A 13,851-nucleotide genomic window follows, 5' to 3' on the forward strand; every position below is an offset into this window, starting at 1 on the left:
CGCTAGGCGGGCAGCGTCTCGCGGTACTCGGCGAGGGCGGGCGCCGTCTTCGTCGCGTAGAACTCGGTGATGCGGTACTCACACACCCCGGCCACCGTGAACGGGTCCGTCGCGACGAGCTCCTCGATCCGCGCGCGGTCCTCCGCGACGGCGATGATCAGGCCGCCGTCGCGCGGGTTCTTGCGGCCCGAGGCGATGAAGACACCGGTCTCGTACAGCTTGTCGAGCCACTCGACGTGGGCGGCCAGCTGCTCGTCGACGGCGGAGAGCGGAGCGGTGTAGGTCAATTCGAGGATGAACATGATCGCGAGGCTACCGGGCGCCGCCGGTCGCCCGGCAGCCGCACCATGAACACGTCGACGGGGTCCTCGGCCTCGACGGTGAAGCCGTGCCGTTCGTAGAGCCGGCGCGCGGCGCTGCCCCGCAGCACGTTCAGGCGGACGGGCACGCCCGCCGCGTCGGTCCGCTCCAGGAGCGCGGTCAGGACGGCCGAGCCGAGCCCTTGGCCCTGGGCGTGGGGAGCCAGGTAGAAGTGCTCGAGCCACCGCTCGTCCGCGGCCGGCCGGAGCGTGACGCACCCCGTGAAGACGCCGTCGGTCTCGATCACCGACGTGTGCGCGGCGGAGAACGAGTCCCGCAGCCGCTGCCGCACCCGGTGCGGATCGAAGCGGCCGAGCCGCTCCAGGTCCGGCCGCAGCACGGTGGCGCGCAGCTCGGCGATGGTCTCGATGTCCGCCGTCCGCGCGGGACGCAGTCTCCAGTCCGCCATGATCGGAGTATCGCCGCCCTTGCGGCGCGACCGACCACCGGGTGCTACCGCGCCAGCTCGGCCCGGACCGTCTTGCCCGCCGGGTCGAGCGTGACCGCCACGGCCCTGGCCAGGTGCTGCACCATGGGCCAGCCGAAGCCGCCCGTACCGCCCCGGAGGTCGGGTGCCCTCTCCCGGGGCGGGCGGGGATCGGCGTCCGAGACGGCGACCGTGATGGTGTCGGGCCGTGCGTGCAGGCGCAGCGAGCACAGGGCGCCGCGGGCGTGCCGCACCACGTTGGTGATCAACTCGGACACGACGAGTTCGACGCTCGCCGCGTGCTGCTCGTCCACGGCGGGTGTGAGTCCGTCGACGAAACCGCGGGCGAGCTCCCGCGCGTTCGAGACCGCCTCCGGACTCTTGTCGAAGGTGGCGGTTGCCGGCGGTCCGGTGTCAAGCGGTATGGGCTGTGTCCGCATGAGCCCCCTCCTTCATCGGGTTGGCCATACCAGATGGTGGCCGTACGAGAGGAACTCTTGCCCGAAAAGTGGCGGGTTCAACGCACTTGTTGCCGAAGAGAATCGCCGGGCCCGCCGAGTGCCACCTCCGCGCGCGGGAGACGGGCCTCAGGGGCGCCCCCGCCAGTCGAGGCACACGATCATGGCGTCGTCGTCGGCGTCGATGGGCCCGCGGTACCCGGAGAGCTCCTTGAGCACAGCGCGCGGCACCTGCGAGGGCGGCAGGAGCCGGGTGTTGGTCATCGCCCGGCTGAGCGCCCGCTCGCTGTAGCGCTCGCCCGTGGGCGACGCGGTGTTGTAGACGCCGTCGCTGACGAACATGAGCCGGTCTCCGGGCCGCACCTGGACGTGCTCCGTCGTGTACGGAGTGTCCTCGGCCATGCCGAGCGGGAGCTGGGCGTCCAGCTCGATGGACTCGGGCCTGCCGTCGCGCAGGCGCCACATCTTCGGCGAACCCGCGTCGATGATCTCCGTCTCGCCGGTGCGCAGGTCGAAGCTGAGGAGCAGTACGGAGAGGTGCGCCGTGCCCTGGAAGTGGCCGTAGACCGCCTGGTCGGCCAGGCACGCCTGGTCGGTGAGGGAGAGCCCGGCGCGGCGGGCGTTGCGCAGCGCGGTCACCGCAAGGTTGGTGAGGAGGGCGGCCTGGATCCCGTTGCCCATGCCGTTGGTGACGGTGAGGGTGAGATGGTCCGCGGAGGCCGACCAGTCGAAGTTGTCGCCGTAGATGGCGTACGCGGGTTCGAGCTGGGCCCCGATGTCGTACTCGGGGCGGGAGCAGGAGCGTCCCGGCAGGAGCTGCCACTGCATCTCGGCGGCGAGGGTGAGCCGGTCGGCCCGGCGCGCCTGGAGGAAGAGGTCGGTCTCGCGTTCGGACACGACGATCTCGTGGCCGAGCACCTCGGCCACCTCGGCGAGTTCGCGCACGGTGGCGGGGTCGCCGGCGTGGGCGGGAAGGCGCACGGTGAGGATGCCGATGCGGTCACCGCGCACGCTCACGGGGAGATGGAGGGTGAGCGACTCCTCGGGCCCGCCGGGTTCGGCGTACGGTTCCTGGGATCCGAACGCGCGACCGGGTGCGCTGGTGTGGACCGGTACGGGCGTCGCGGTGTACGGGAGGGCGTTGACCGGTTGGAGTATGGTCATCGCGTAGTCGGCCATGAGCAGTTCGACGGAGTCGGCCGCGTAGTGAACAGTGAGCGCCTCCCGCACTGCTCCCAGAAGAGCGTGCGGTGCGGATCTGCGCAGAGCACGTTCCACGGCCGTGAATCTGTCCACTTGTCCGGTACCACCTGTTCCTGTTCGGAATGTGAGCTTGTGAAGGAGTCGTCGGCCTGCCATGCCTCAGCGACTGACAGGGCCGTTGCGAAGTGTCACAGTTGAGGGCATGGATTTTGAAACTTCCCTCGAGGGCGGCCGGGATGCGTCCGCGCATGCCGCCCGGGAAGTCATCGAACTGCTCGAGGTGCTGTGGAGCCGCGGCAGGGACCTCACGCCCACGGCACCGGTGTCGTCCTCACAGCTGCGTGTGCTGTACGTCCTGGACGGCGCCCGGGGAATCAACCTGCGGACCCTCGGTGAGCACTTGGGGTCGGCGCCGTCTTCGGTGAGTCGTATGTGTGACCGCCTTCACGCCCTGGGCTTCATCGAGCGGTCCCTCAGTTCAGCCAGCCGCCGAGAGCTCGAGCTGCGCTTGTCGAGCCGGGGTGAAAATTACCTCAACGAACTGCGCGCCCGCCGGGAAAGTGCCCTGCTCGAAGCCATTTCGGCGATGCGGCCCGCGGAACGCGCGGCCCTGGTCGAGGGGTTGAGCGGCTTCCACCGGGCGGTGGAGGAGACCGCGCCCGGCCCGGTCCCGGCGGCCGACCGCCCGGCGGAGTCCGCCTGACCTCGCCGCGACCCCGCGCCCCGGCTCCGTACGAGACGGTTCGCCTGATCGCGTGGGTTTACTTCACACGAACCCAGGTACATGAATACGTCCGTGAAGAACGTGGTGCAGTGAGGCTCGGGTGAGTGAGGGGTCGTGGCCCGGAGTGCGGCGGCAACCGTGCCGCCGCGACGCCGAGTTGACGCGACGTGGCCTCCGCCTTCGAAGATCGTCGACCTCGGTTAACATTTGCCGTGCGACAATAATTGCTAAGGTGGATGGAATGAACACCAGTGAGCCCGAGGCCCGGTTGCGCGTCATTGCCGCCCTGCGCGAGCAGGGGGAGAAGGTGGCCGATCGCTGGGTGCAGCTTCAGTCGGAACAATCGGTCCTGCAGACAGGCATCAGCGAGGACGAGCTGAACGAGGAAGCCGATTCCCTCGTCGGCGCGCTGCTCGACGGCCTGGAGGCGGACCGCCCCGTCCAGGACGTGGTCGTCTCGCACGTCGGTCTGCGGCAGGCCATCACGGACCTGTCGATGCGCCGCGCCAGAGGGGGTGCAACACCCACGGCGACCTACCGGGCGGTCCTCGCGCTCAAGGAAGCGCTGCTCGAGGCGGTGCAGCAGGAGACGCGTGACGTCACCGCGCTCTATGAGGCCGCCCTGTTCATCAACCGCCTCCTCGACATCGCGGGCGCCATGTCCTTCGAGACCTACGTCGAGGGCCGCGAGGAGATCATCCGGCGCCAGAGCCGCCAGCTCCTGGAGGTCTCCACCCCGGTGGTGCGCATCTGGGACCGGGTCCTCGCCGTCCCGCTGATCGGCACCCTCGACACCACCCGTACGCAGGTGGTGATGGAGAACCTCCTGGAGGCCATCGAGCGGGACGAGGCGCAGGTGGCCATCATCGACATCACCGGGGTGCCCACGGTCGACACCGCGGTGGCGCACCACCTGATGCAGACGGTCAACGCCGTACGGCTGATGGGCGCCGACTGTGTGATCAGCGGCATCCGGCCGCCGATCGCCCAGATCATCGCGCAGCTCGGCATCGACCTGTCGGCGATCCTGACGCGCGCGACGCTGGCCGACGCCCTCGCCGCCGCCATTCCGCTCCTCACGGGCCAGCCGGAGCAGCGGGCCTCTCTCGCGGATGCGCGGTGAGCGGCGACTTGAACGGCGGCGTACCGATCCTGCGACTCGGCGACGTACTGGTCACCGGTCTCCTCAACGAACTCGACGACAAGACGGCGGTCGCCTTCACCGAGGAGCTGACCGAACGCATCGTCGCCGACCGGGCGCGCGCGATCCTGATCGACATCTCACGGCTCGAGATCATCGACTCGTTCGTCGCCCGCACCCTGATGGAACTGACGACCACGGCGCGGCTGTTGGGAGCACGCGTGATAGTGGCGGGCATGCGGCCGGCGGTCGCGATCACCCTCGTGGAGCTGGGGCTGCAGCTCTCCGGGGTGGAGACCACTCTCAACGCGGAGCAGGGAATGATCGCGCTGGGCTGGCAGCCGGCCTCCCGATCACCCAAGGGGAGCCAAGTTGTCCCTCTACGGTGACCTCGAGAAGACGCACTCCTTCCCCGCCCCCACCCGCTCCGACAGCTCGTCGGCGGCTCCTTCGGGAGGCCCCGACGAGAGCGAGCGCCCCCTGCGCAGCGAGCACACCATCCGCGCGGAGGAGGACCTGCTCGCCGTCCGGCACGCGGTGCGGGACGCGACGCTGCGGGCCGGCTTCGGACTCGTCGACCAGACCCGCATCGTCACGGCCGCCAGCGAACTGGCCCGCAACGCCTACGTACACGGCGGCGGTGGTTCCGTGACCCTGGAGATCATCGGGCAGGGCGGCCGTCGCGGCCTGCGCCTGTCGGTGAGCGACCAGGGGCCCGGCATCGCCGACCTCGACCAGGCGTTCACCGACGGGTACACCACCGGTGCCGGGCTGGGGCACGGCCTGGGCGGCGCGCGGCGCCTCATGGACGAGTTCACGGTGGAGTCCGCTCCGGGCAAGGGCACGACGGTCACCGCCGTGCGCTGGAACGGACGCCGGTGAACGCCGTCGCGGCGGCCCGTACTCTGCACATCGCCATAGACCACCCGAGCGCTGTGCAGAGCGCGGCCCACCGGGCCCGTGAGGTCGCGAGCGGGATGCCGGGAGCGCTGCCGGACCAAGCGGCCGTACTCGCCAGTGAGTTGGCGAGCAACATCGTCAAGCACGCCACGAACGGCGCGCTGTTCGTCCAGCGTGCCCCGCTCGGCGGCGGCCTGGACGTCATCGCCGTCGACAGCGGCCCCGGCATGCCCGACATCGCCCTGAGCCTCACGGACGGGTACAGCACCACCAAGACGATGGGCGCGGGCCTGGGCGCCGCGCGCCGCATCGCCACCGACTTCACCATCCGCTCGGAGGCGGGGCTCGGCACGCTCGCCCACGGCCGTCTCGCCGCGCGGGACGAGCCCCGTACCCCGCCGGGCCCCGGAGCGCTCTGCCTGGCCGCCGACGGGGAACAGATGTGCGGCGACGGATACGCGGTCGCCGAACGCGACGGGGTCCGGACCACACTGGTCATCGACGGACTCGGGCACGGCCCCGAGGCCGCCACCGCCGCCCAGCGCGCCGAACGCACCTTCCTCGCGGACCCCGACGCCCCGCTGGTGGACATACTCACCGCCCTGCACAAGGCGCTGCGGCACACCCGCGGTGCCGCCGTCGCAGCACTCCGCATCACCGGCCGCCGGGCGGAATTCTGCGGCGTCGGCAACGTCCGCGCCGCCGCGCTGGCCCCCGGGGGCATCCACCACCAGCTCAACGGTCAGGCGGGCATCGTCGGCTACACCCTCCCCACCCCCAGGAGCCGATTCGTGGAGCTCACCGACCACACCACCGTGGTCCTGTACACCGACGGAATCGACCACCGGTGGACCCACGCACCCTCCGACGCGCGCCTCACCCTGCCCCCGGTGCTGCTGGCCGCCTCCCTGGCCCACACCCACCGCCGCCGTCGTGACGACGCCACCGTCCTGGCCCTCGGCCCGCACCTGGGAATGAGATGACCCGCGAAACCTTCCGAACGCTCACGGCGCTGCGGCACACCGTACGCAGCATCGCCCTGGGACACCGGCTGCCCGCCGACGAACGGGCACGCCTCGTCCTGTCACTGAGCGAAGTGGCCGCCGCCGCCCTCGGCGGCGGCCGCGCCGTCACCCTGCTGAGCGGCCGCGAGACGGGCGAGGACGGCGCCCACCGGCTGACCCTCGCCCTGCGCCTGCCGCGCCAGAGCACAGGACCGCAGGTGGCGACCGAACGGCTGCCGCTGCGGGCGCTGACCCAGCCGGACGGCACCGTCGTATGGCACCTGCCCCTGCCGCCCGCCGGGGCACAGGGCCACGGCGGCTCCTTCACCGCCGGGCAGCCGAGCCGCCCCACGGCCACCCCGGCGCAGCACGCCGAGAGCGACGTCGCGCTGCTGGAGGAGGAGCTCCGGGCGGCGCTGGCCCGCGCCGACTCCCTCGCCGACGAACACCAGCGGCTCAAGCACGAACTGGCCGAGACCAACAGCGGGGTCCTCGCCCTGTACGTACAGCTCGAAGAGCGCGACGAGCAGCTGCGCACCGCGCACGGCCGTACGCTGCGCGCCCTGGAGGACGCGCTGCGGCCACGGCCCCTGCACGTCGACGGCCTGGAACTCGCCGTGCACTACGCCCCGGCCAGCGACGAGGCGCCCACCGGCGGAGACCTGTACGACTGGTTCACCCTCCCGGACGGCACCGTCCACATCACCGTCGTCGACGCGATCGGCCACGGGATCACCAGCACCCGCACCGCGCTGACCGTCACCCACGCCGTGCGGACCCTCGCCCTCGAAGGCCATCCGCTGGAGAGCATCGTGGCGCGGACCGACACCATCCTCGCGCCCTTCGACCAGAACGTGATGGCCACCCTGCTGCTGGCCCGGCTGAACCCCGCCGACGGGACGCTCTCCCTGGCCAACGGCAGCCACCCGCCGGCCCTGCTCGCCCACGGCGACGGCACCGCGACCTATCTGGAGGTGCGCGGGCGCGGCATCGGCTTCCCGCTGCCCGGCAGCGACCGCGTCCTCACCACCACCATGGCCCACGACGACGTGCTGCTCCTGTACACCGACGGCCTCACGGAGAGCCGCAGGGACCCCATCGCGGGCGAGGCCCGGCTCAAGGAGGCCGTCTGCCGCCACCGGGCACGACCGACGGAGCAGATCCCCGGCCTGCTGGCCGAGGACCTGCTCAGTGACGTGCTGCACCAGGACGACACCCTGGCGATCGCGCTGCGGCGTACGGGCGGCTAGGGCGCGGGGGTCAGTCGGTCACCTCGATCCGGCCGTTGGCGGCGGCCGGGGCCGGGACGGCGTCCTGCGCGGGCGCCGGAGCGCTGCCGCCGGTGATGCCCTTGAGGAGCTCCGCGAGGTCGACCCCGGTGGTGGAGTTGAGGAGTTCCATGCCCTGCGCGACATTGTCGGCGACCGTACGGGAGAGCCGGCTCGCCCCGTCCGTCGAGATCACCGTCATCTTGTCGACCGCGCTCAGCGGCTCGGACGCCTTGGCGACCACGCTCGGCAGGACCTCGACGAGCATCTGCAGCACGGCGGCGTCGCCGTACCGGGAGAACGCGTCCGCCTTCTTGTGCATCGCCGCCGCCTCCGCGGAGCCCTTCGCGCCGATCGCGGCGGCCTCGGCCTCACCCTCCAGGCGTACGGCGTCGGCGAGCGCGGCGCGGTGCGCCTTCTCGCCCTCACCGGTCAGGCGGGCCCGCTCCGCGTCGGCCTCGGCCTGCTTGACCAGGCCGATCCTGCGGGCCTCCGCCTCCTGCTCGGCCTGGTAGCGGGCGGCGTCGGCGGGCTTGCGGACCTTGGTGTCCAACTCGCGGTCGGTCAGGGCGGCCTGGCGCTGGGCGACCTTTTCCTGCTCGGAGAGGACGTCCTGCCGCCTGGCCGCCTCGGCGAGCGGCCCCGCGGCCGCGGCGCGCGCCGCGGCCTCGTCCGTCTCGGCCTTGATCTCGGCCTGCTTGAGCGCGAACGTCCGCTGGGCGATCGCGATCTCCTCCTCGGCCTTCAGCCGCGCCTGTTCGGCGGCGCGGCGCGCCACGGCCTCGGCGATGTCCGCCTCCTGCTTGGCGCGGGCGGCCTCCGGACGCCCGAGGTCCTCCAGGTAGGAGCCCTCGGTGGTGATGTCCTGGATCTGGAAGGCGTCGAGGACCAGGCCCTGCCCGGAGAGGCTGGCCTCGGCCTCCTCGGCGACCTGTCCGGCGAAGGCCGCGCGGTCGCGGATGATGTCCTCGACCGACATGCGGCCCACGATGGAGCGAAGCGCGCCGGAGAGCACCTCCTGGGTGAAGCCGACGATGCCGTCCTGCTGTACCAGGAACCGCTGGGCCGCGGCCCGTATCGAGTCCTCGGTGCCGCCGACCTTCACGATGGCGACGCCTTCGAGGTTCGCCTTCACGCCGCGCAGCGTGACCGCGCCGCGCACGGCGATCGGAATGTGCCGCGAGGACAGGTCGAGGGTGAACTTCTGCTGCACGAACGGCACGACGAAGACGCCGCCGCCGACCACGACCTTCTGGCCGCTGTTGTCGGTCATGACCCGGCCGGTGTCCGGGTCGGTGGACTTCTTGCCGCGCCGCCCGGTGACGATGAACGCCTCGCTGGGCCCGGCGACCTTGTAGCGCGTGATGACGACGAGCGCCAGCAGGACGAGGAGTACGACGACTCCGATGACGGAGGTGAGGACAGGACTCATGGTGCATTCCCCCCTGCCACCCGGGGACGGCAGATCGGTTACGTGATGGTGTTCGGTCAGGTGATGGTGTTCGGAGAGGTGGTGTCGGTGAGGGCGCGGTCAGCGCTCGACGGGCCGTACCGCGACCGAGGTCGGTGACAGCGCCGCGTCGACCCAGATCTCGGTGCCCCGCGCCACGGCGGCGGAGCTGCGGGCCGCGAACTTCACGGGCTGGCCCGCGAGGCGGAGCAGCACTTCGCCGTAGCCGTCGGCGGGGATCGCGGTGACGACGGAGCCCGCGGTGCCCACCAGGTCGTCGCCGCGCGGGGTGCGCGCGGTCTGGTCGCGCATGAGGGCCCGGGTGAACTTCCAGGTCACCCAGCCGGCTCCGGTTCCCGCGCAGGCCCCCGCGACGGCGGCCGGCCCCGCCCCGAGCCCGGTCGTCCCGAGGACGAGCGCTCCGCCGAAGCCGAGCATCGAGACGAAGCCCGCGACGACCGGCAGGGAGAGGAGCCCGTCGAAGAACCCGTCGAGCGCACCGGCCCCTTCGAGGACCCCGTCGAGCGCCAGCGAGAGGAGCAGCAGCACGATTCCCGCGATGCCGAGACCCAGAAAGACCGTCATCGGATCACTCTCCCGTCCATGCTGCCCACCTCGGTACGGGGCGATGGTGGCATGACACATGGGGCCGGAACATTGCCAGGTTCCGGCAATCTTTACGCTCCTTTGATGCCGGTCGGCCGTGGCCGCGACGTCACGGCGGCGGGGGAGGGGCGGTTTCCCCGCGACTAGGCTGCCGACCACTATGACCAGCTACGCGATGCCCTCCGACTGGCCCACCGACGAGCGGACGGCACGCGCCGTCCAGGACGAGCTGCGCGCCCGCGTCGTCCTCGACGAGGCGGGTCCGCCGCCCGGCACGGGACACGTGACCGGTGTGGACGTCGCGTACGACGACGAGCGGGACATCGTCGCCGCGGCCGTCGTCGTCCTCGACGCCGCCACCCTCGATGTGGTCGAGGAGTCGACGGCGGTCGGCACGGTGACGTTCCCCTATGTGCCGGGTCTGCTGGCGTTCCGCGAGATCCCGACCGTCCTCGCCGCGCTCGCCGGGCTGCGCGCCGACCCCGGCCCGGTCGTCTGCGACGGCTACGGCATCGCCCACCCGCGCCGCTTCGGTCTCGCCAGCCACCTCGGGGTGCTGACCGGGCTGGCCACGATCGGGGTCGCGAAGAACCCGTTCACCTTCTCGTACGAGGACCCGGCCGCGGCACGCGGGAGCGCGGCCCCGCTCCTGGACGGCGCGGAGGAGGTGGGCCGTGCGCTGCGCACCCGCGAGAGCGTCAAGCCGGTCTTCGTCTCGGTGGGCCACCGCGTGAGCCTCGACAACGCCTGCGAGCACGTCCTGCGGCTGACCCCCCGCTACCGCCTCCCGGAGTCCACGCGCCGCGCGGACTCCCTCTGCCGTGTGGCGCTGCGCGCGGCGGTCGGGGGGTAGGGCACCGGGTTGAACGATCAAATGAGGGGCGGGTTAGCATATGAGCGCCGCCTAGCTCGAAAGATACTTCTGTGACTGTCAATGACGACTCGTTCACCAATTGGAAGCACCGCGAGGAGATCGCGGAGTCGATGATCCCGATCATCGGGAAGCTGCACCGCGAGCGGGACGTGACGGTCCTGCTGCACAGCCGCTCCTTGGTGAACAAGTCGGTGGTCAGCATCCTGAAGACCCACCGATTCGCCCGGCAGATCGCCGGCGAGGAGCTCTCGGTCACCGAGACGCTGCCGTTCCTGCAGGCTCTCACCACCCTCGACCTCGGCCCCGCGCAGATCGACATCGGCATGCTCGCCGCGATGTACAAGAGCGACGACCGCGGCCTCACGGTCGAGGCGTTCACCGCGGAGGCCGTCGCCGGCGCCACGGGTGCCAACAAGATCGAGTGCCGCCAGGGCCGCGACGTCGTCCTCTACGGCTTCGGCCGCATCGGCCGCCTCGTCGCCCGCCTGCTCATCGAGAAGGCGGGCTCCGGCAACGGCCTGCGACTGCGTGCCGTCGTCGTCCGCCGGGGCGGGGAGCAGGACATCGTCAAGCGCGCCTCGCTGCTGCGCCGCGACTCCATCCACGGCCAGTTCCAGGGCACGATCACCGTCGACGAGGCGAACAGCACCATCGTCGCCAACGGCAACGAGATCAAGGTGATCTACGCCAACGACCCCTCCGAGGTCGATTACACGGCGTACGGCATCAAGGACGCCATCCTCATCGACAACACCGGCAAGTGGCGTGACCGCGAGGGCCTCTCGCAGCACCTGCGCCCCGGTATCGACAAGGTCGTCCTCACCGCCCCCGGCAAGGGCGACGTCCCGAACATCGTGCACGGCGTCAACCACGACACGATCAAGCCGGACGAGCAGATCCTGTCCTGTGCCTCCTGCACCACCAACGCCATCGTGCCGCCGCTGAAGGCGATGGCGGACGAGTACGGCGTCGTGCGCGGCCACGTGGAGACCGTCCACTCGTTCACCAACGACCAGAACCTCCTGGACAACTACCACAAGGCCGACCGCCGCGGCCGCTCCGCGCCGCTCAACATGGTCATCACCGAGACCGGTGCCGCCTCCGCCGTCGCCAAGGCGCTGCCCGACCTGAAGGCGCCGATCACCGGCAGCTCCATCCGCGTGCCGGTGCCGGACGTCTCGATCGCGATCCTCAGCCTGCGCCTCGGCCGCGAGACCGACCGCGAAGAGGTCCTGGACTACCTCCGCAACGTGTCGCTGACCTCGCCGCTCAAGCGTCAGATCGACTTCACCAGCGCCCCCGACGCGGTCTCGAACGACTTCATCGGCTCGCGCCACGCCTCGATCGTGGACGCCGGTGCGACCAAGGTCGACGGGGACAACGCGATCCTCTACCTCTGGTACGACAACGAGTTCGGCTACTCGTGCCAGGTCATCCGGGTCGTCCAGCACGTCTCCGGGGTGGAGTACCCGACCTACCCGGTGCCGGTGATCTGATCCACCGCCGAAGGGCCCCGCACAGTGCCGTGCGGGGCCCTTCGCGTACGGGTGGACCGCTTCGCGTACTAGCGGACGGACGCCACCCGGAACGAGATGCCCGCGCCGCGCAGCCGCTCGATCAGGGCGTCGCCCATCGCCGTCGCCGTGGTGACCTGCCCGGCCGTCTGGGGCAGTTCGTCGAGCGCGAGGCACAGGGCCGACTCGCCCAGCATCCGCGCCGTCTCGTCGTAACCGGGGTCGCCGCCCGAGACCTCGGTGAACACCCGCTTCCCGCCGCCCTCGCCGACGAACCGCACGGTGAACCACGACGTGGCCCGGCGCGCCTCGCTCGGCCCGTCGCCGGGCTTGAGCCGGCCCGACAACCAGCGCCGCACGGGCGGCAGTTGCGCGGCCGCCAGCAGACCGCCGACGGCCACAGGACCGCCCAGGGCGACCGGCAGCGACTTGACGGCCGCGTAATGCCGGTAGCGGAAGTCAGGACCGTACCGTTCCAGGGCGCGCGCCGAGCGCTGCACCACCTGCGGGTCGATCGTCGGCAGCGGCAGCGCCCACGCGCCGACCTCGGCGGCGTAACGGGGCGCGCCGGGCGGCGCGTACGCCTTGCGTCCCACCAGGCGCGGTTCGTGCTGCCTGCGCTCCTTCGCGGCGGCCAGCATCTGCGGCCCGCGCGCGAACTGGTTGAGCGCGGAGGCGAAGGTGCCGCCGGAGAACTGCGCACCGACCCGCACGAACCCGTCGACGCGCAGCGGCACCCCCTCGGGCAGCTGCCGCACGGTGAAGTACGCCCCCAGGTCGTGCGGGACCGAGTCGAAGCCGCAGGAGTGCACGAGCCGGGCGCCGGTCTCCCGCGCACGGGCGTCGTGCCGCACGTACATCAGATCGACGAACTCGGGCTCACCCGTCAGGTCCACGTAGTCCGTGCCCGCCTCGGCGCAGGCCGCGACCAGCTCCTGGCCGTACGTCAGGTACGGGCCGACGGTCGAGGCGACCACGCGCGCGTGGGCGGCCATCTCCCGCAGGGAGCCGGGGTCCTCCACATCGGCGCGGACCAGGGGGAGTTCCGCGCAGGCCGGGTCGATGGCGGCGAGCCGCTCGCGCAGCGCCTCGAGTTTGGCTGTGTCGCGCCCGGCGATGGCCCACCGCACCCCCTCGGGGGCGTGGGCGGCCAGATGCTCCGCGGTCAGCATCCCCACGAAACCCGTCGCTCCGAAGAGCACGATGTCGTGCTCGCGCCCGCTGTTCCTGCTGTTACGTCCGGTCCTGGCAGTCATGGCACCTCTCCGCCGTACGCCCCGCGCGATTGTCGGTGGCCGAGGCTAGCGTGAGGACGGCCGACCGTGACCACGAGGCCCTGCTCACACCCCCGGAGCCATCCGGACCGCGATCCCGTGCCGCGCCAGGAGCGCCGCGGTGACCCCGTCGCCCGCCACCAGCTCACCGCCGAACGACCCGTCGTACACCTCGCCCCGTCCGCAGGAAGGGCTGCGCGGCATCAGGAGCGCCTCCGTGCAGCCGCCGTGCCGGGCGGCCGCCAGCGCGCGGCGCGCCCCCGCCACGAAGTGCGCCGTCACATCGCGCCCGGTGTCCTCGACCACCCGCGCGGTGCCGTCCAGGACGTCGTGCCCGTCGCCCCCGACGAGCTCGGCGGGCCGGCGCGGCGTCGGCAGGCCCCCGGCGGCCTCGGGGCAGAACGACACGACCTCGCGGCCGGCGATGGCCTCGTCCAGCTCGGGGGACGCCTTGTCCCGGCCGTCGTAGCGGCACGGGACGCCTCGCAGACACGCGCTGACCAGTACGGAATCCATGGCCTCAGGTTAGGTGCCGCACGGCCGGTGCCGGGCCGCGGGCCAGAATTGGCTAAGCGCTTGCTCTTCAGGGGCTTGTGCGCGGTGGAACACGTTCTTAGCATCACTGGTGTTACATCAGTTGTGTCATAG

General features: G+C 71.6%; 16 protein-coding genes. 8 read left to right on the forward strand and 8 right to left on the reverse strand.

Going from position 1 to position 13,851, the window contains the following annotated elements; genetic code table 11:
* Positions 1-2 precede the first annotated feature (2 nt).
* From ACZ7DY_RS01745 to ACZ7DY_RS01760, 4 genes are all read right to left on the reverse strand, one after another.
* On the reverse strand, positions 3-302 hold the full coding sequence (locus ACZ7DY_RS01745; RefSeq protein WP_471128662.1) for a YciI family protein: 300 nt from the start codon (positions 300-302) through the stop codon (positions 3-5).
* Positions 284-769 carry a GNAT family N-acetyltransferase gene (locus ACZ7DY_RS01750; RefSeq protein WP_471128664.1) on the reverse strand — a complete coding sequence of 162 codons (486 nt, stop codon included), beginning with the start codon at positions 767-769 and terminating at the stop codon, positions 284-286. Before ACZ7DY_RS01750 ends, ACZ7DY_RS01745 begins: the two co-directional genes overlap by 19 nt.
* Before the next feature lie 44 nt (positions 770-813).
* A complete protein-coding gene (locus ACZ7DY_RS01755; RefSeq protein ID WP_471128667.1) occupies positions 814-1,227 on the reverse strand; it encodes an ATP-binding protein in 414 nt (137 codons plus the stop codon).
* A 147-nt stretch (positions 1,228-1,374) separates the two neighbouring features.
* The gene (locus ACZ7DY_RS01760) at positions 1,375-2,541 is read right to left on the reverse strand and encodes a PP2C family protein-serine/threonine phosphatase (RefSeq protein WP_471128670.1); all 1,167 of its coding nucleotides are present in this window, start codon (positions 2,539-2,541) and stop codon (positions 1,375-1,377) included.
* A gap of 109 nt (positions 2,542-2,650) precedes the next feature.
* On the opposite strand from ACZ7DY_RS01760, the gene ACZ7DY_RS01765 reads away from it, so the two are divergent.
* From ACZ7DY_RS01765 to ACZ7DY_RS01790, 6 genes are all read left to right on the forward strand, one after another.
* Positions 2,651-3,151 (forward strand): MarR family winged helix-turn-helix transcriptional regulator, encoded by a 501-nt coding sequence (locus tag ACZ7DY_RS01765; protein ID WP_471128673.1) that lies wholly within the window; start codon positions 2,651-2,653, stop codon positions 3,149-3,151.
* Positions 3,152-3,413: 262 nt separating this feature from the next.
* The gene (locus ACZ7DY_RS01770) at positions 3,414-4,295 is read left to right on the forward strand and encodes an STAS domain-containing protein (RefSeq protein WP_471128675.1); all 882 of its coding nucleotides are present in this window, start codon (positions 3,414-3,416) and stop codon (positions 4,293-4,295) included.
* Positions 4,292-4,702, forward strand: a complete 411-nt coding sequence (locus ACZ7DY_RS01775) for an STAS domain-containing protein (RefSeq protein ID WP_471128678.1) — start codon at positions 4,292-4,294, stop codon at positions 4,700-4,702. The genes ACZ7DY_RS01770 and ACZ7DY_RS01775 overlap by 4 nt, the downstream gene beginning before the upstream one ends.
* Before the next feature lie 91 nt (positions 4,703-4,793).
* Positions 4,794-5,195 (forward strand): anti-sigma regulatory factor, encoded by a 402-nt coding sequence (locus tag ACZ7DY_RS01780; protein ID WP_471130180.1) that lies wholly within the window; start codon positions 4,794-4,796, stop codon positions 5,193-5,195.
* Complete coding sequence (locus tag ACZ7DY_RS01785) at positions 5,192-6,196, forward strand: SpoIIE family protein phosphatase (protein ID WP_471128680.1); 1,005 nt, start codon at positions 5,192-5,194, stop codon at positions 6,194-6,196. The genes ACZ7DY_RS01780 and ACZ7DY_RS01785 overlap by 4 nt, the downstream gene beginning before the upstream one ends.
* Positions 6,193-7,467, forward strand: coding sequence for a PP2C family protein-serine/threonine phosphatase (locus ACZ7DY_RS01790; RefSeq protein ID WP_471128682.1), 1,275 nt, complete (start codon positions 6,193-6,195; stop codon positions 7,465-7,467). Before ACZ7DY_RS01785 ends, ACZ7DY_RS01790 begins: the two co-directional genes overlap by 4 nt.
* 10 nt (positions 7,468-7,477) lie before the next feature.
* On the opposite strand, the gene ACZ7DY_RS01795 is transcribed toward ACZ7DY_RS01790, so the two are convergent.
* Both ACZ7DY_RS01795 and ACZ7DY_RS01800 read right to left on the reverse strand, forming a co-directional pair.
* The gene (locus ACZ7DY_RS01795; protein ID WP_471128685.1) at positions 7,478-8,917 is read right to left on the reverse strand and encodes a flotillin family protein; all 1,440 of its coding nucleotides are present in this window, start codon (positions 8,915-8,917) and stop codon (positions 7,478-7,480) included.
* 99 nt (positions 8,918-9,016) lie between these two features.
* Positions 9,017-9,520 carry a hypothetical protein gene (locus tag ACZ7DY_RS01800; protein WP_471128688.1) on the reverse strand — a complete coding sequence of 168 codons (504 nt, stop codon included), beginning with the start codon at positions 9,518-9,520 and terminating at the stop codon, positions 9,017-9,019.
* A gap of 181 nt (positions 9,521-9,701) precedes the next feature.
* Here ACZ7DY_RS01800 and ACZ7DY_RS01805 point away from each other — a divergent pair, with 181 nt between their 5' ends.
* Positions 9,702-10,394 (forward strand): endonuclease V, encoded by a 693-nt coding sequence (locus ACZ7DY_RS01805; RefSeq protein WP_471128690.1) that lies wholly within the window; start codon positions 9,702-9,704, stop codon positions 10,392-10,394.
* A 71-nt stretch (positions 10,395-10,465) separates the two neighbouring features.
* Entirely contained in the window at positions 10,466-11,911 is a 1,446-nt protein-coding gene (locus ACZ7DY_RS01810) for a glyceraldehyde-3-phosphate dehydrogenase (RefSeq protein WP_471128693.1), read from the forward strand.
* A gap of 68 nt (positions 11,912-11,979) precedes the next feature.
* Here ACZ7DY_RS01810 and ACZ7DY_RS01815 read toward each other — a convergent pair whose 3' ends face one another.
* Positions 11,980-13,185, reverse strand: coding sequence for a saccharopine dehydrogenase family protein (locus ACZ7DY_RS01815; RefSeq protein ID WP_471128694.1), 1,206 nt, complete (start codon positions 13,183-13,185; stop codon positions 11,980-11,982).
* A gap of 84 nt (positions 13,186-13,269) precedes the next feature.
* A complete protein-coding gene (locus tag ACZ7DY_RS01820; protein WP_471128697.1) occupies positions 13,270-13,719 on the reverse strand; it encodes a 2-thiouracil desulfurase family protein in 450 nt (149 codons plus the stop codon).
* Between the last annotated feature and the right edge of the window lie 132 nt (positions 13,720-13,851).

It is taken from the genome of Streptomyces sp. NPDC037013 (assembly GCF_055607265.1).

Bases quoted from the DNA above. Each gene is read 5' to 3' on its own strand.
- ACZ7DY_RS01790 (WP_471128682.1), top strand. From the start codon at position 6,193: ATGACCCGCGAAACCTTCCGAACGCTCACGGCGCTGCGGCACACCGTA.
- ACZ7DY_RS01750 (WP_471128664.1), bottom strand. From the start codon at position 769: ATGGCGGACTGGAGACTGCGTCCCGCGCGGACGGCGGACATCGAGACC.
- ACZ7DY_RS01800 (WP_471128688.1), bottom strand. From the start codon at position 9,520: ATGACGGTCTTTCTGGGTCTCGGCATCGCGGGAATCGTGCTGCTGCTC.
- ACZ7DY_RS01755 (WP_471128667.1), bottom strand. From the start codon at position 1,227: ATGCGGACACAGCCCATACCGCTTGACACCGGACCGCCGGCAACCGCC.
- ACZ7DY_RS01745 (WP_471128662.1), bottom strand. From the start codon at position 302: ATGTTCATCCTCGAATTGACCTACACCGCTCCGCTCTCCGCCGTCGAC.
- ACZ7DY_RS01795 (WP_471128685.1), bottom strand. From the start codon at position 8,917: ATGAGTCCTGTCCTCACCTCCGTCATCGGAGTCGTCGTACTCCTCGTC.
- ACZ7DY_RS01805 (WP_471128690.1), top strand. From the start codon at position 9,702: ATGACCAGCTACGCGATGCCCTCCGACTGGCCCACCGACGAGCGGACG.
- ACZ7DY_RS01765 (WP_471128673.1), top strand. From the start codon at position 2,651: ATGGATTTTGAAACTTCCCTCGAGGGCGGCCGGGATGCGTCCGCGCAT.
- ACZ7DY_RS01770 (WP_471128675.1), top strand. From the start codon at position 3,414: ATGAACACCAGTGAGCCCGAGGCCCGGTTGCGCGTCATTGCCGCCCTG.
- ACZ7DY_RS01820 (WP_471128697.1), bottom strand. From the start codon at position 13,719: ATGGATTCCGTACTGGTCAGCGCGTGTCTGCGAGGCGTCCCGTGCCGC.
- ACZ7DY_RS01815 (WP_471128694.1), bottom strand. From the start codon at position 13,185: ATGACTGCCAGGACCGGACGTAACAGCAGGAACAGCGGGCGCGAGCAC.